At 73.4% G+C, this 15,933-nt stretch carries 11 protein-coding genes and 1 tRNA gene; 2 read left to right on the forward strand and 10 right to left on the reverse strand.

The genetic code is table 11. The features are described from left to right. Positions 1-120: 120 nt before the first annotated feature. Together ACFWVC_RS16270 and ACFWVC_RS16275 are read left to right on the forward strand one after the other, a co-directional pair. On the forward strand, positions 121-2,595 hold the full coding sequence (locus tag ACFWVC_RS16270; protein ID WP_384285133.1) for a SpoIIE family protein phosphatase: 2,475 nt from the start codon (positions 121-123) through the stop codon (positions 2,593-2,595). Between the two features lie 188 nt (positions 2,596-2,783). Next, a complete protein-coding gene (locus ACFWVC_RS16275) occupies positions 2,784-3,308 on the forward strand; it encodes a TerD family protein (protein ID WP_384285138.1) in 525 nt (174 codons plus the stop codon). A 69-nt stretch (positions 3,309-3,377) separates the two neighbouring features. Here ACFWVC_RS16275 and gdhA read toward each other — a convergent pair whose 3' ends face one another. The 10 genes from gdhA to ACFWVC_RS16325 form a co-directional block, all read right to left on the reverse strand. Beyond that, positions 3,378-4,724, reverse strand: a complete 1,347-nt coding sequence (gene gdhA, locus ACFWVC_RS16280; protein ID WP_384285142.1) for an NADP-specific glutamate dehydrogenase — start codon at positions 4,722-4,724, stop codon at positions 3,378-3,380. A 140-nt stretch (positions 4,725-4,864) separates the two neighbouring features. After that, complete coding sequence (locus tag ACFWVC_RS16285) at positions 4,865-5,605, reverse strand: sulfite exporter TauE/SafE family protein (protein ID WP_384285145.1); 741 nt, start codon at positions 5,603-5,605, stop codon at positions 4,865-4,867. 120 nt (positions 5,606-5,725) lie between these two features. Then, complete coding sequence (locus tag ACFWVC_RS16290; protein WP_384285479.1) at positions 5,726-7,159, reverse strand: FG-GAP and VCBS repeat-containing protein; 1,434 nt, start codon at positions 7,157-7,159, stop codon at positions 5,726-5,728. 37 nt (positions 7,160-7,196) lie between these two features. Beyond that, positions 7,197-7,763 carry a Uma2 family endonuclease gene (locus ACFWVC_RS16295; RefSeq protein ID WP_384285152.1) on the reverse strand — a complete coding sequence of 189 codons (567 nt, stop codon included), beginning with the start codon at positions 7,761-7,763 and terminating at the stop codon, positions 7,197-7,199. 169 nt (positions 7,764-7,932) lie between these two features. Beyond that, positions 7,933-8,009: transfer RNA gene (locus ACFWVC_RS16300), tRNA-Thr, on the reverse strand. A gap of 95 nt (positions 8,010-8,104) precedes the next feature. Then, positions 8,105-9,661 (reverse strand): alpha/beta hydrolase, encoded by a 1,557-nt coding sequence (locus ACFWVC_RS16305; protein ID WP_384285156.1) that lies wholly within the window; start codon positions 9,659-9,661, stop codon positions 8,105-8,107. A 110-nt stretch (positions 9,662-9,771) separates the two neighbouring features. Beyond that, on the reverse strand, positions 9,772-10,812 hold the full coding sequence (locus ACFWVC_RS16310; protein WP_384285160.1) for a hypothetical protein: 1,041 nt from the start codon (positions 10,810-10,812) through the stop codon (positions 9,772-9,774). 241 nt (positions 10,813-11,053) lie between these two features. Further along, entirely contained in the window at positions 11,054-12,265 is a 1,212-nt protein-coding gene (locus tag ACFWVC_RS16315) for a DNA polymerase III subunit delta' (protein ID WP_384285164.1), read from the reverse strand. Between the two features lie 87 nt (positions 12,266-12,352). Further along, positions 12,353-13,000: a hypothetical protein gene (locus ACFWVC_RS16320; RefSeq protein WP_384285166.1), complete on the reverse strand. Its 648-nt coding sequence runs from the start codon at positions 12,998-13,000 to the stop codon at positions 12,353-12,355. A gap of 137 nt (positions 13,001-13,137) precedes the next feature. After that, on the reverse strand, positions 13,138-15,168 hold the full coding sequence (locus ACFWVC_RS16325; RefSeq protein WP_384285168.1) for an asparagine synthase-related protein: 2,031 nt from the start codon (positions 15,166-15,168) through the stop codon (positions 13,138-13,140). Positions 15,169-15,933: the final 765 nt, after the last annotated feature.

Here is a 15,933-nt window from a genome sequence, read left to right on the forward strand (position 1 = left end):
GGTGGGGCACCTGTTCGGTTGCCTCGGGGACGAAGATCGTTCCGTTCGCCTTGCCATCGCACCGCCCGCGGGCAATGGTGGACAGTGCCCGCTTATGCGGCAGAGGGTCAGGTATACGCCATGGACAGACCCGGTACGCCGGCGGGCCCGCTTCCCCCCGGACCGGCGGGCCTGCGTCTCGACGCGTCGGCCGCCATCGCGGTGACGGACGTGGACGGCCGCGTGACCTCCTGGAGCGCCGGGGCCCAGCGCCTGCTGGGGTACGCGCCGGAGGACGCGGTGGGCAAGCCGCTGGACGATCTCGTCGGCGGGGGCTTGGCGCTGCCCGCGGACGGCCGGGCCCGTGTCGTGCCGCTGCTGGACGGCGACCGGTGGGCGGGCTTCCTGTTCCTGGCCATGCCCGCGGACGAGCCGGACGGGCCAGCCGAGCCGGACGACACTGCATTGGACGAGGCGGAGGCGGCGGCCCCCGCCCTCGGCCCGTTCGCGGACGCCACCCTCATGCGGTGGATGTTCGACCAGAACCCCGACGCCCTGATGGTCTACGACGACGACGCCCGGGTGCTGCGCGTGAACCCGGGCCTGGAACGGGCCACCGGCCGCTCCGAGGCGGAGCTGCGCGGACTGCGGCTGACCGACTTCCTGCACGGCCCGGCCTTCGAGGAGAACGAGCAGCGCATCCGCAAAGTGGCCGCGACCGGCGTGGTCGACTACATGGAGCACTACGCGTCGCGGGTCCCCGGCGAGACCAAGGCGCATGTGTGGGGCGTGGACATCTTCCCGCTGAGGGACGCCGGCGGCCGGGTGCGCGCGGTGGGCCTGGTCGCCTTCGACCACACCCAGGACACCGAGTCCCGGGAACTGCTGGCGCTCCTCGCCGAGGCCAGGACCCGGATCGGGGCGAGCCTGGAGGTGGACGGCACCGCGCAGGAGCTGGCGGAGGTCATCGTCCCCCGGCTCGCCGACTTCGTCAGCGTCGACCTGCTGGACGAGGTGTTCCGGGGCGAGCAGCCCCCGCCCGTGCTGTCCGGCCCGGTCGAGCTGCGCCGGGCGGCGCACCGGTCCGTGCCCGAGACGGTGCTCTCGCCCGGCGGCATGCACCTCCACCCCGCCACGTCACCCATCACCGAGTGCATGATCACCGGCCGGCCCGTCATGCGCTCCTTCGCCGACCCCGCAATCACCGAGTGGCTGGAACAGGACCCGCCGCGCGCCGCGCTGGTCCGCAAGTACGGGGCGCACTCGCTCATCGCGGCGCCGGTGCGGGCCCGGGGCGCGACGCTCGGCGCGGTGACCCTGGTCCGCCACGGCGGCAGCCCGGAGCGGTTCCGCACGAGCCACCTCACGATCACCGACGACCTGGTCACCCGGGCCGCGATCTACGTGGACAACGCCCGGCGCTACGCCCGCGAGCGCAGCATCGCCCTTGCGCTGCAGCGCAGCCTGCTCCCGCACGGCCCGCCCCTGCTCAGCGCCGTGGAGACCGCCGCCCGCTACCTGCCGGCCGGCGGCGAGGCGGGCGGCGACTGGTTCGACGTGATCCCGCTGCCCGGCGCGCGGGTGGGCCTGGTCGTCGGCGACGTCGTCGGCCATGGCATCAGCGCCTCGGCGACCATGGGCGGGCTGCGCACCGCCGTGCGCACCCTCGCCGACATCGATCTGCCGCCGGACGAGCTGCTCACCCACCTGGACGACATCGTGACCCACTCCGCGTACGAGCGGGAGACCGAGGAGTGCCCGGTGAACGACGAGACCGGCGAGGCGATGGACGACATCCCCGGGGACGTGGGCGACATCCCCGGCGACGTGGGCGCCACCTGCCTGTACGCGGTCTACGACCCGGTCTCCCGGGTCTGCTCCCTCGCCCGGGCCGGCCATCCCGCCCCCCTGCTGGTGCTCCCGGACGGCACCGCGACCGTGCTCGACCTGCCCGCCGGGCCGCCGCTGGGGCTCGGCAGCCTGCCGTTCGAGGCCGCCGAGATCACCGTCCCCGAGGGCGGGGTGCTCGCCCTGTTCACCAACGGGCTGCTGACCTCCCGCGGCCGCGACCTCGACCAGCGCCTGGAGCAGCTGCGCGAGGCGCTCGCCTCCCCCGCCGGCTCCCTGGAGGACCTGTGCGACCGGGTGCTGGCCGCGATGCGCGGCGGCGAGGCCATCGGCGAACGGCGGATCGACGACATCGCCCTGCTGGTGGCCCGCACCCGCGCCCTGGACGCGGATCACGTCGCCTCCTGGGACCTGCCGAGCGACCCCGCCTTCGTCGCGGAGGCCCGGCAGCGGGTGGGCGAGCGCCTGGCCTCCTGGGGCCTGGACGACATGACGTTCACCACCGAACTGGTGGTGAGCGAGCTGGTCACCAACGCCATCCGGTACGGCGGGCCGCCCATCCAGCTGCGGCTGATCCGCGACCGCCGCTCGCTGATCTGCGAGGTCTCCGACGGCAGCGGCACCACCCCGCACATGCGGCGGGCCCGGCTCTCCGACGAGGGCGGCCGGGGTCTGCTGCTGGTCGCCCAGCTCACCGGCCGCTGGGGCACCCGCCACACCCCCGCAGGCAAGACCATCTGGGCCGAGCAGTCCCTCCCGACGGCCTGACCCGTAAGCGCCGCAGCACACACCCTGACGGGCCGTCAGCCATCGTCGGACGGCCCCGGATCACCCGTCGCGCCGACGGCGGCCCGGCGCCCCCACCAGGTGATCTTGTGAACGCGCACCGATCCGTCGGAGACTCGAACTCGGCGTCCCCGCCCGCCGATTCACCCCGCACCGACGGAGGAAAACCAGTGAGTACCCTCAACAAGGGCGTCAGCAAGGTCGAGGTCCGCCTCAAATGGGACCCGAGCCCGCTCGGCTCCCCCACCCACGACCTCGACATCGTCGCCGCCACCTACCTCGCCAAGTCCCCGCACGGCGATCCGGCGTACCTCGTGCACTTCGACAGCCGCTCGCCGGACGGCACCATCACGCTCAACCGCGACAGCAAGAACGGCAAGGGACTGGGCGACGACGAGGTCATGACCCTCGAATTCGACCGGCTCTCACCGGCGTTCGGCCGTGTCGTCGTCGGCATAGCCATCCAGCAGCGCGACGACCGGATCACCTTCGGCGACGTCGCGGGCCCCCGCGTGCGCATCGTCGAGGGCTACGCCGACCTCGCGACGTCCGACTTCTCCGAGGTCGCCGGCTCCACCGCCGCGGCCCTGGGCGAGTTCGTCCGGGCCGGCTCGGGCGAGTGGCACTTCCACCCGGCCGTGCGCGGCTTCGACACCGATCCCGGATCCTTCGCCAGGGAGATGGGCGCCTCCTGAGGTCCTCCCGCCCCGCACGCACGCGAAGGCCCGCCGAACCGGCGGGCCTTCGCGCATTCTGACCGATCGTCAGACGACACCCTGCGCGGTCATCGCCTCGGCCACCCGCAGGAAGCCCTCGATGTTCGCGCCCAGGACGTAGTCGTCCGCGCTGCCGCCGTACGTCTCGGCGGTGGCACGGCACTCGGCGTGCACGGACTGCATGACGGAGGCGAGCCGGGCCTCGGTCTGCGCGAAGGTCCACACGTCACGGGAGGCGTTCTGCTGCATCTCCAGCGCGGAGGTCGCCACGCCGCCCGCGTTGGCGGCCTTGCCGGGGCCGAAGAGCACCCCGGCCTCACGGAAGGTCTCGATCGCCTCGGGCGTGCAGGGCATGTTCGCGCCCTCGGCGACCGCCACGACCCCGTTCTTGACCAGCGCGCCGGCGTCCTGCCCGGCCAGCTCGTTCTGCGTCGCGCAGGGCAGCGCCACGTCGCAGGGCACCTCGAAGACCGAACCACGCTCGGAGTAGCGCGCCTTGGGCTTCGCCTCCGCGTACGAGGAGAGCCGGCCGCGGCGCACCTCCTTGACCCCCTTCAGCAACTCCAGGTCGATGCCGTCCTCGTCGACGACGTAGCCCGAGGAGTCCGAGCAGGCCACCACCGTGCCGCCGAGGGCACGCACCTTCTCGATCGCGTACACCGCGACGTTGCCGGAACCGGAGACGACCACCTTGCGGCCCTCGAAGCCCTCGCCGCGGGTCGCCAGCATCTCCTTGGCGAAGAACACCGCGCCGTAGCCGGTGGCCTCGGTGCGCGCCTGCGAGCCGCCCCAGCCGATGCCCTTGCCGGTCAGGACGCCGGCCTCGAAGCGGTTGGTGATCCGCTTGTACTGGCCGAAGAGGTAGCCGATCTCCCGGCCGCCGACGCCGATGTCCCCGGCCGGGACATCGGTGTGCTCGCCCAAGTGCCGGTAGAGCTCGGTCATGAACGACTGGCAGAAGCGCATGATCTCGCCCTCGGAGCGGCCCTTGGGGTCGAAGTCCGAGCCGCCCTTGCCGCCGCCGATCGCCAGGCCCGTGAGCGCGTTCTTGAAGATCTGCTCGAAGCCGAGGAACTTCACGATGCCAAGGTTCACGCTGGGGTGGAAGCGCAGGCCCCCCTTGTACGGACCGAGCGCGCTGCTGAACTCCACCCGGAAGCCCCGGTTGACCTGAGGCCGGCCCTGGTCGTCCACCCACGGCACCCGGAAGATCACCTGCCGTTCCGGCTCGCAGACCCGCTCCGCGATCCGTGCCTCCAGGTACTCCGGGTGCGCGTGCAACGCCGGCGCCAGCGAGTGCAGCACCTCCCCCACCGCCTGATGGAACTCGGGCTCGCCGGCATTGCGCCGGCAGACCTCCGCGTAGACGGCCTCGATGTGTGCACTGACGTTCATGCGCGCCTTCTCTCGTCTGGAATCCCGGACGCGCCCGCTCGTACGGCGCGCGCCCGGCCGTTGCCGTGTCAACGAGTACGGACGCAGGAAGGCGATGTGTCAGCGGAGGGACAGCGCGTACGGCGCGACGCTCCCGGGTGTCAGAGCGTGACGAGACGCACGGCCGCCAGCAGGGTGAGCGCGACCGTGACGCGTTCGAAGACCTTCGGGCTGATGCGGCTGATCGTCGCCCGGCCGGCGGCGGCCCCGGCGAGGACGGCCGGAGCGGTGAGCGCACCGAAGGCCAGCGTCGCGGGCGTGATCAGGCCGAGGCCGACGCTGAACGGCACCTTGAAGGCGTTGAGCAGCAGGAAGAACCAGGCGCTGGTGCCGAGGAACCCCAGCATCGGCAACCCGACGGCCAGGAAGTACAGCGCCATGATCGGTCCCGCCGCGTTCGCCGTCATCGTGGCGAACCCGGCCAGCACCCCGGCCCCCGCCGCCACGGCCCGGTGGTGCACCAGCGCGTCGTCCGGGCCGCGGCGCCGGCTCCACCAGTGCACGGCGAGCATCAGCAGGAGCAGCGCCCCGATCAGCTCCCGCATCCGCGCGTCGTCCACCTGGCGCACCACCGCCGCGCCCAGCAGCACCCCCACGACCACCCACGGGAACAGCCGCGCCAACCGGCCCCAGTCGGCGTGCCGCCGGTAGGACGCCACCGCCACCACGTCGCCTACCAGCAGCAACGGCAGCAGCACCCCGGTCGACAGCTTCGCCGGCAGTACGAGTGCGAAGAGCGCCACCCCCACCGTCCCCGCCCCGGACACCCCGGTCTTGGAGTACCCGACGAGGAACAGCGCGAGCAGCGCCACCGCCCACTGGGCGGCATCCAGCGACGGCATCAGCGCCACCGGCGAGAGATCCGGGTCATCCCGTCTTCTTATCCGCTCGTCCCACCGCCCCCGCGGGCGGGGTCCCCGGCGCGGCAGCACCGGGGACCGTGGGGACCGTGCGGACGGCCGCTACTGCGGGAAGCCCGCGGTCACGGGGATCTCCTTGGCGGAGGCGGTGGTGATGCCGCTGGGACCGGCGAGGAGCAGCACGCCGGAGGGCGTGTACGTGCTGCCGGAGACCAGGAGGTCGGCGTCGCCGTCCCGGTCGAAGTCGCGCAGGCGGACGAGCTGGCCGAACGCCGAGTACGCCGTGGCGGTGCCCGGGACACCCGCGGTCCGGCGGCTGAACCACTGCGAGTGGGCGCCCGTCAGGCCCTTCTTGCCACCCCGCAGGATGTGCACGCCGCCCGCCCCCTTGGCGGTGCCGATCTTCTCGCCCGGCGTACCGACCGCGAGGTCCGGGTAGCCGTCGCGGTTGGTGTCGCCCGCGGAGAGCGCGGCACCGAACCAGTCGCCGCTGCCGGCGCCGGTGGCGATGTCGGCGGGGGACTGGGTGAGGCGGTAGCTGGTGGTGGGGCCGCTGGAGCCGCCGCGCAGCACGACGACGGCCCCGGCGTTCTTGTTGTAGGGCTTGTCCCCGACCGCGAGGTCGCCGTAGCCGTTCTTGTCGAAGTCCGCGATCACGCCCGAGGGGGAGTAGTCGGCCGAAGAGGCGTTGTACGTCGTGAACTTGCCCGCCTTGACGGTGGAGCCGCCGCGCAGGAACCAGGCGACCGAGGTCATCTTGTCGTTCTTGTAGCCCTGGCCGAGGACATACAGGTCGGTGGCCGCGTCCTTGGTCACCTTCCCCGCGACGAGCTCGGCCGGCTCCAGCGTGTTGTCCGCGCCCGGGCTCGGCTCGTGCCGGGTGACCTTGCCGGTCGTGCCGGACTTGGCGAAGCCGCCCCGGTAGATGTACACGGCCGTGACGTCCGTGACGGCCAGATCCGTCTTGCCGTCGCCGTCGAAATCGCCGGTGGCGAGCGCGCCACCGAAGCCGTGGTCGGCGTGGGGCGAGGTGGCCAGGGTGCGGGTGGCGGAGGACGAGAGCCCGGCCTTCGAGCCCCACACGATGGTGACCGCGCCCTGGCCCTTGCGGCTGCCCACCTTCTCGGAGGAGTCGCCGACCGCGAGATCGGCGTACCCGTCGCGGTTGAAGTCGGCGGCCGCGAGGGACGCGCCGAACATGTCGGCGTAGCCCCCGGCGTCCCCCGCCGTCCCGGGAATGCCGGGGCTGTTCTGGTTGAAGGTCTTGACCTTGGTGCCGGGGCCCTTGGCGGTCCCGTACCTCACGGTGACCGAATTGCCGTCCCAGGCCGCGTAGTCGCGGTAGCCGTCACCGTTGAAGTCGTCGGCGTACTTGGCGGGCGCGACGGCGGTCGCGGCGCCCGCCGAGATGGCGAGCAGCCCGCCGGTCAGGACGACGGCTGTGGCCGTCGCGGCAACCAGGCGGAGGTTCTTGCGCGTGGGAATGCGAGCTCCTGCTGCGTGCGGCGCCTTTCGGCGGCCCGCGATCGTAGACAGTCAACGGAGGCGAAAGGTCGTACGGGCCGACCTGAGATCAGATCTGGCCGAGGTCCACTTCTACCGGGATGGGCACCGACGCCTTGACGACACCGGCGAACACGTCGCCATCCCGATAGGCCCCGCTCGCGGGGTCGAGTACATACGTGTACACCAGCGGGATGCCGGTCACGGCCTGCTCGACCCGCCAGTAGAAGGCGATGCCGGACTTGGCGTACTGGTCCGTCTTCACCAGCCGATCGGTGGTCTCCGACCCCGGTGAGACAACTTCCACGACCAGCAGTACGTGCTCGGGACGCGTGGGCGTGATGTCGATCGTGTCCGCGCGATACACAACGACGTCCGGACGGCGGTTGGTGAGTGGGACATCCTGAAGCCGGACGTCGAAGTCGGTATCGGCGTTCCACTCCGGCCCCGCCGCGGCCTCCAGGGCATTCGCCAGGATCCGAGCCAGTCGGTTGTGGCGCTTGGACGCACTGGGACTCACGACGACCATCCCGTCCACGATCTCGATTCCCGAACACTGCTCATCGGGCCAGGAGTCGTACTGCTCCGCCGTGATCTGCTCATGCATCCAAGCAGGAGGTGCGGTCTCGGCAGTCATGACGCACCTCCGAGAAACTTCATGGGCGGGTCCGATCCCGCTGAGGTCAGCGTACTGTCTCCGCCCGTCCCGCACGCCAAACGTCAAGAGGGCCGCCACACGCGCGTCAGGCTGCGGGGGGAAACAGGTGAAGGGCCCAGATCACCGAGGTGATCTGGGCCCTTCGCAGTGGAGCCGCCTTCGGGATTCGAACCCGAGACCTACGCATTACGAGTGCGTTGCTCTGGCCAACTGAGCTAAGGCGGCAGGCTGCCGAGACAGCTTCGCATCGGCAGCGGGCACAAGTCTACACAGTTCTTGGGGAGGCCCTGACCAGGGTCGGGGCCTCCCGAGTGCCCAGGTCAGCAGGTCTTGCCGACGGCGGGCGGGGTGCCCTTGAGGAGGTAGGTGTTGACCGCCTTGTCGATGCAGTCGTTGCCGCGGGCGTAGGCGGTGTGGCCGTCGCCCTTGTAGGTGAGCAGGACGCCGGAGTCGAGCTGCTCGGCGAGGCCCTTGGCCCAGCCGTAGGGCGTGGCCGGGTCGCGGGTGGTGCCGACCACGACGATGGGGGCGGCGCCGCGGGCCTCGATGCGCTGGGGGTGGCCGATGGGGCGGACGGGCCAGTAGGCGCAGACGAGGCTGGACCAGGCGAGGTTGTCGCCGAAGAGCGGGGAGGCCTCGCGGAAGCTGGAGACCGCGCGTTCGGCGGCGTCCGGGCCGGTCAGGGCCGGCGGGGCGTCGGTGCAGTTCACCGCGGCGTTGGCGTACATGAGGTTGGAGTAGTGACCCTTGTCGTCGCGCTCGTAGTACGAGTCGGACAGGCGGAGCAGGACGTTGCCGTCACCCTTGGCGGCCTTGGTGAGGCCGGTGCGCAGGGTGGGCCACAGGCTCTCGTCGTACATCGCGGAGATCACGCCGGTGGTGCCCAGGGCCTCGGTCAGCTTGCGGCTGGTGCCGGTGGGCAGCGGCTTGGCGTCCAGCGAGCGGAAGAGCGCTTCCAGGCGGTGGGCGGCGTCGGCGGTGCTCTTGGTGCCGAGGGGGCAGTCGCGGCGGCCGATGCAGTCCTTGGCGAAGGCGTCGAAGGCGACCTCGAACCCGCCGGCCTGGGCGCGGCTGCTGTCCAGCGCGGAGACGGACGGGTCGACGGCACCGTCCAGGACGAGCCGGCCGGCGCGCTGGGGGAACAGGCCCGCGTAGGTGGCGCCGAGGAACGTGCCGTACGACTTGCCGATGTAGTTCAGCTTCTGGTCGCCGAGCAGCGAGCGGAAGATGTCCATGTCGCGGGCGGCATCGACGGTGGTGACGTGGTCCAGCAGCTTGCCGGAGTGCTGCTCGCACCCCTGGGCGAAGGTCTTGTCCGCGGCGACGAGCTTGTCGACCTCGGCCTGGTCGTCCGGGGTGACGTCGGTGGCCGAGTAGGCGTCCATCTGCTTGTCGGGGAGGCACTCGATCGGCTCGCTGCGGGCGACGCCCCGCGGGTCCATGGCGGCCATGTCGTATCGCGAGGTGACGGCCGAGGGGTACCCGAAGGCGGCGTACTGGAGGTAGTCGATGGCCGAGCCGCCGGGGCCGCCCGGGTTGACCAGCAGGGAGCCGAGGCGAGTGCCGGGACCCGAGGCCTTCTTGCGGGCGACGGCCAGAGTGAGGTCCGTGCCCCCCGAGGGGTGTTCGTAGTCGAGCGGCGCCTTCATCGTGCCGCACTGCATGCCGGGCATGTCCTTGCACGCCTGCCAGTTGATCTTCTGCTCGTAGTACGGCAGTAGATCCTGCGGGATGTCCGGGGGCAGGGCGCTGAGCGACTCCTTGGCGGCCGTGGCCGCGGCGGAATGGCTCGTCCCCCCGGTCGTGCAGGCGGACAACATAAGCCCGGCGACCGCGAGGACGGTGCCGGAGATACGGAGCAGGCGCGGGGTTTCCATCAGAGCCTCGGTTCCTCGTGGTGGTATTTGCGAGCGTATCCGCACGGCCGCGGGCGAACCGTTATCCACAGCCCTCATTCGGGTGATTCCGCGACAGGCTCCGGAGACCGTCAGGGCCGTCCGGGCCCGTCCAGCTTCTCGGTGACGTATCCCGCGACCAGCGCGAAGAGCCTGCGCCGGGGGGTGATGTTGTCCAGCACCCGCACCTCGGCGGGCGCCCCGCGCATCCGGGCCCGCAGGGCGAGGGCGGAGCTGCGGGCGCTCTCCTCGCCGGAGGGCACGGCGAGGAGCAACTGCGGGCGCGCGGCCGGGGCCGGGGCGGCCCGGTCCGGGTACGCGTCACCGTCGTACGGCCGCGAGCGCGAGCGGGCGGGGCCGCCTTCCGGATCCTGCGGGCCGTCCGGTTCGTAGGCGCCGGAGACCCCGATCGCGGCCGCGTACCGGGAAGGCCGTTCCAACTGCCCGCGCACCACGCACGACGCGTCCTGGCCCACGCCCAGCACCGCGCGGGCGGTCCGGCCCGGCAGGACGCGGTAGAGCCGGCCCACCGCGTCCGGCAGCTCCACCGCCCCGCCGCCGCAGCGGGCGGGCAGCACGACGACGACGGGGTCGGCCAGGCCGCGCAGCGACTGCGCGGCGAAGCCCGCGAACAGGTCCGGGTCGGCGGGGTCGAGGTGGGCGACGACCAAGGGGAAGTACAGCCCCGCGGAGTTCGGGTACTCGTACTGCGGCGGCAGCCAGACGCGCGTTCCGTCCTCCAGCTCCTCCAAAGTCCCGCCGGCGGGATGCCCCAGGGTGCGCGGCGGGGCGTCGTCCTCCTCCGGCTCCGGGGGCTGTCCGGGCCGGACGTCCGCGGGCGCCGGCGGCGCGGGGGCCGCCGCGACGACCACGTCCCGCGCCCCGTCCGGCCCCACGAAGCCCGCGAGCGGCGGGAAGGCCGCCGTGAGGAACGCGGCACCGACGGCCAGGACCGCCCCGCCCGCCCGCAGCGCCGCGCCGCCGTAGGCCACCGGCAGCTCGTAGACGCGGCCCGCGCGCTGCTCCCACCAGTGCCGCAGCGCCGAACGGGCGAGCGACAGCGCGGCGGCCGCGGCCGTCACCGGCAACGCGTACAGAAGGACGACCTCGGCCACCATGGGCACGTACGGCACACCACCTTGCGCAGGTCCCCCACAGCCCTCCGGGCACGGGCGGGCAACCCACGCCGGAGGCAGGGGCGCGCCCCCGCTCGCTTCGCTCACCCCCGCGGGGACAGGGAGCGGGGGCACCGGACGCCAGCCTGGGGCAAGGGCCCGCGCGGCACCGGGCGACGACGCGGCGGAACCCGAACGATCACCCGTCCGCCGCACAAATGAGCAGGTCGGCGGTGCTTCGGAGGGGCAGGCGCCGCGCTCAGCCGGCTCGCAGCGCCAGCGTCATCGCCTCGACCGCCAGCAGCGGTGCCACGTTGCGGTCGAGCGCTTCGCGGCAGGCGAGGACGGCCTCGATGCGGCGCAGCGAGTTCTCCGGGCGGGAGCCGGACGCGATGCGCTCCACGGCGTCCCGCGCCTCGACGTTCGCGATGGCGACGGACGTGCCGACCTGCACCGCCAGCACGTCCCGGTAGAAGCCCGCCAGATCGGTGAGGGCGAGGTCGAGGGTGTCGCGCTGGGTCCGGGTGGAGCGGCGCTTCTGGCGGTCGGCGAGGTCCTTCATCACGCCCGCCGTGCCGCGCGGCATTCGGCTGCCCGCTCCCCCGGAGGCACCGAGCGCGGCGCGCAGCTCCTCGGTCTCCTTGCCGTCCAGCTCCTCCGACAGTTGCTTGGCGTCCTCCGTCGCCGCGTCCACGAGCTCCTGCGCGGCCTTCAGGCAGCCGCCGACGTCGTCCACGCGCAGCGGCAGCTTCAGCACGGCCGCCCGCCGCGCCCGGGCCTGCTCGTCGGTGGCCAGCCGGCGCGCCCGGTCCATCTGGCCCTGGGTGGCGCGGGCGACGGCCTCGGCGACCTGCGGGTCGATGCCGTCACGGCGCACGAGCGCGTCGGCCACCGCCTGGACGGGCGGGGTGCGCAGCACCAGGTGACGGCAACGGGAGCGGATCGTCGGCAACACGTCCTCGATGGAGGGCGCGCACAGCAGCCACACCGTGCGCGGCGCGGGCTCCTCGACGGCCTTCAGCAGCACATTGCCGGCGCCCTCGGTGAGGCGGTCGGCGTCCTCCAGGACGATGACCTGCCAGCGGCCGGACGCCGGGGACAGGATGGAGCGGCGGACGAGGTCACGGGTGTCCTTGACGCCGATGGAGAGCAGGTCGGTGCGCACCACCTCGACGTCGGCATGGGTGCCGACCAGCGCGGTGTGGCATCCGTCGCAGAAGCCGCAGCCCGGCGCGCCGCCCAGGGCCCGGTCCGGGCTCACGCACTGCAGGGCGGCGGCGAAGGCGCGTGCCGCCGTGTCGCGGCCGGCGCCGGGCGGGCCGGTGAACAGCCAGGCGTGGGTCATCTTCGAGGCGGAGGGCAGTGCGGTGCCCGCGGCGGCGGCCGTGACGAAGGCGTCCGCGTCACGCGCGGCGGCGGCAAGCTGCTCCGTCACCCGGTCCTGGCCGACCACGTCGTCCCATACCGCCATCGTGCCCGTCCGTCCTGTGGTGCTCCTCGGTGTCCTACGGCTCCACCATTGTCGGGCACGCCACCGACAGCCCTGTCTCCGGCGGTCTCAGCCCGCCGCCCTGCGGTGCCGGCTGACCCGGCGTGCCGGGCGCCGCCTGCGCAGCAGCACTCCCGCGGCCCCGGCCCCGCACAGCGCGGCCACCGCCAGCGCCGCCCCGACCGTGCCCGCGGTCCCCGACGACGCCCCCAAGGTGCCCGAGGCCGCCGACAGCGGCCCCTGGCCCGGCACCACCGCAGCCGTCGACGCGGCGGGCACCGGGGTGTACGAGGGCAGCGGCGAGGCCGGCGCCGCCTGCGCCGGGGCCGGGGTCACCGCCCCGCATGCCACCGTGAAGCGCTTCGGCTTCGCGCCCTCCCCCACCCATGTCATCCGGTAGCCGCCGTTGGCCAGCACAATGCGGGCCGAACTGCCCGTCCCCTCGTCACCCGTCACAAAGGTGCCGTTCATCGCGGCCGCGCCCTTGGCGCGGTCGACGGCCCAATTGACCGCCTGCCCCGGCTCGAAGCCCTCGCCGCGTATGTGGAAGGTGCACACCGTGGCCTTGTCGCCCCGGGACCTGCCGAGCGCCTCGTCGTAGACCGCGACCGTGCCCTTCCCGTCACCGGTCTCCTTGGTGGCGTACGCGACCGGGCCAAGCGCCACGAGGGCCGCGAGCCCGGCGAGGACGACCGCCGTGACGGAAGGGATGCGCATGAGGAGAGTTTCCCGGATTCCCCCCGCGACGCCAAAGCGGGGTGTCCGAGGCGGGCGGAAGCGGCCACTTCACGTGGTGACGGACCGTCACCTCTTATACCCGGCAGGGGCGGTACACCTCGGCGGCCAGGGCGGCCTCAGAGCGAGAGCCGCTGCACACCGCCCGGGACGGCGCGTTGCGCGGGGGCGTCGGTGCCCGTCCAGCAGGAGCCCCGGCGGGCGAGGAGGCGCCGCAACCAGACCTCGGTGGCGACGAGTTCGGCGAGGCCGTCGGTGGGGACGGGTTCTCCGCCGGCGGCCGCGCGCAGGGCGGCGCGGACGACGCCTGCCTCGATGATGCCGGCGTCGGCCAGCAGGGGGGCGTCGAAGAGGTCGAGGAGGTCGTCGACGGCGGTACGGAGGCCGGTGCGGGCGGCGACGGCCGCGGAGAGCTGGGAGTTGGCACCCCAGCCCGCCGGGAGGTCGCGGATGCCCGCGCCCTCCAGGACCGAGCGCAGGACGGCGGCGCGGGCGCCGGGCTGGATGCGCAGGGTCTCGGGGAGGGCGCGGCAGGCGCGGACGACCTGGTTGTCGAGAAAGGGGGCGTGGATCCGCTGGCTGCGCACCTCAGCGGCCTGCTCGAAGACGCGGTGGTCGGCGGCGTGCCGGGCGAGTGCGGCCTGTGCGCGCCGCTCGCCCGGACGTTCCACGGCGGTACGGGGGCGGGCCGCCGCCTCCTGGAGGCGAACCGATACTTCAGCCAGTGCCTCGCCGGTGAGCCAGCGCGCCGCCGGACCCGGACGACACCAGGCGAGCGCCGCCAGGGAGGCCTGGAGGGGGCCGGCGTGCTCGTCGAAGCGGCGCGCCATCAGCTGCGCCGCCGCGTTCTGCACACCCTGTTGATAACTCGTGCGGGCCAGCCGCCGCGCCGCGCGGTAGACCGTGAACGGCACGAACACCGAACGGCCTCCGGGCCCGTCGGCGCGGGCGAGGGCCGTGACGGGTCTCAGCAGGCTGCGGCGGCGCCGGTCCAGCAGCAGGTCGGCGAGGCGCGCCGGGTGGGCGTCCAGCACCTGGCGGGCGCCGTGCCCGACGAGGTGGTCGGCGCCGCCCGCCGCCAGCCGCAGCCGGTGGCGTCCGGCGGCCACCAGAGAGGGTCCGGGCTCGTCGGTCAGCGGGACCGCGTCGAGATCGGCATAGGGCAGCGCCCGCGCGCCGCCGGGCACGACCACGTGGTGCAGGCGCGGGTCCGCGGCCATGGCGCGGGCCCGCTCCAGTTCGGCCTCGCGGGCCGGACCCCCGCCCGCGACAAGGTCGTTGAAGGTCACCGCGAGCAGCCGCTGGCCGGCCGCCGCACCATGCCCGAGCGGCGTGCCGGGCATACCGGGAAGCCCCGCCGCCAGCAGGGCGAGCGTGGAGGAGGCGCTGCCGCCGGACAGGTCGGCGCCCACACCGGGCGCCGGCTCCTCACCGGCCTCCGGTACGAAGCGGGGCTGGGCCAGCCGGGCGCGCACCGCGTCCACCAGGGCGTCCCGTACGCCGGCGATCGCGCGCTCGGGCGGCACATGGGCGGCGGGCGTGCCGGCCACCGCCAGCGAGGCGGTCGGCTCGTAGCCGCTCACCTCGGGCACCGACTCCCGCAGGATCAGGGCGTGCCCCGGCGGCACCCGGCGCACGCCCGCGTACGGCGTGCCGTCGCCCAGCGCCTCGGGGGAGTCCGGGCAGGCGAGCAGGGCCGCCAGGTACGTGACGTCGAGCGCGGCCTCGGTCAGGTCGGCCAGCGGCAGTGCGGCCGTCGCGTACGCGGTGCCGCGCGCCCACCGGGTGTGGAACACCGGCCGGGCGCCCGCGAGATCGCCGAGCACGGTGATCCGGCGCCCTATCTGCAGGACGCAGGTGTAGCTGCCGGCCCAGGAGGTCAGATGGCGCAGCGCCCCGCCGCGCGCCGCGAAGAGCCCGACCCGCAGGGCGGCGTCGGAGGCGGCGCAACGGCCCAGCACCGCAAGCCTGGCGACGGAGCCGTTCTCGGCGTGCACCAGGCGCACCTCGTCGGCACGCCAGTCGCCCACGGCCCACAGCGGATCGGGGTCACTCCACAGGAGTTGGGCGCCCACCGGCAGCAGCGAGCTGCCGCGCGTCCCGGGGATCTGTCCCACTGCGGCGTTGCTCCAGCCCACCAGCCACCGCATCGCCCGCCTCCACAGGTTGTGGACCAGGGGGGCCTCTTCGTGGACAACTGGCCCCCGCGGCAGGCCGAACTGCCGCTCCGTCCGGGGAACATGCTGCCACGGAGCGGCGCGAAAGGAGGCGCATGAGGGCATGGTCGAGCGCCGGACCGCATGCCACGCACGGTCCGGCGGAGGGCCGTTTCGGCCCAACTCCCCGCCGATCGAAGCTACTTCGCGCACGTCAACGGATTTGAAACGTCGTTTTCAGGCCAATGTCCCACCGGCCCGCATTCGTCCGTTGTGCGCCATGTGGGCGGCGCGGTCCGGGAGGCGTGGCACGCCCCCCGGACCGGTCCGCCACCCGCGGGGATTGTGGTGGCGGAGCCCCCTGGCCCGCTGCTACCCCCCATAGCCGCAAATGAGAGCCGCGGGCCGACCCACGGCACCATGCAACCGCCACCGTACGAATCGGCACAGAGCGCGCGGATGGGCGCACGGCCGCATACGCCGGTAGCACGCGCCACCAGCAGGAGTCGCGAGGCCGCATTCAGGGCAGGAATCTCGCCATCCGGGACAACAGCTCTTAACGGTCGGGATGCGGAGAACTACCCTGGGTTCACCCGAGAAGCGAAGGTCCCGGCGGCTCGGGGTCCGGCGCATGCCCTCGGGCGGCGGTGGCCCCCGGCTCGTCTCCACATCAGATGCCGGGGCGGCCGTTGTGGTGCGTCGAGAGGGTGTGACAGGCGTGGCAGGCGTACACGGCCCTCGCGCTTACGGCGAGAGGCG

The organism is Streptomyces sp. NPDC058691 (genome assembly GCF_042714775.1).
Classification (GTDB): Bacteria; Actinomycetota; Actinomycetes; order Streptomycetales; family Streptomycetaceae; genus Actinacidiphila.

Coding starts and splice junctions, on each gene's coding strand:
- ACFWVC_RS16270 (WP_384285133.1), top strand. CDS start 121: ATGGACAGACCCGGTACGCCGGCGGGCCCGCTTCCCCCCGGACCGGCG.
- ACFWVC_RS16325 (WP_384285168.1), bottom strand. CDS start 15,168: ATGCGGTGGCTGGTGGGCTGGAGCAACGCCGCAGTGGGACAGATCCCC.
- ACFWVC_RS16285 (WP_384285145.1), bottom strand. CDS start 5,605: ATGCCGTCGCTGGATGCCGCCCAGTGGGCGGTGGCGCTGCTCGCGCTG.
- ACFWVC_RS16315 (WP_384285164.1), bottom strand. CDS start 12,265: ATGGCGGTATGGGACGACGTGGTCGGCCAGGACCGGGTGACGGAGCAG.
- ACFWVC_RS16295 (WP_384285152.1), bottom strand. CDS start 7,763: ATGACTGCCGAGACCGCACCTCCTGCTTGGATGCATGAGCAGATCACG.
- ACFWVC_RS16320 (WP_384285166.1), bottom strand. CDS start 13,000: ATGCGCATCCCTTCCGTCACGGCGGTCGTCCTCGCCGGGCTCGCGGCC.
- ACFWVC_RS16305 (WP_384285156.1), bottom strand. CDS start 9,661: ATGGAAACCCCGCGCCTGCTCCGTATCTCCGGCACCGTCCTCGCGGTC.
- gdhA (WP_384285142.1), bottom strand. CDS start 4,724: ATGAACGTCAGTGCACACATCGAGGCCGTCTACGCGGAGGTCTGCCGG.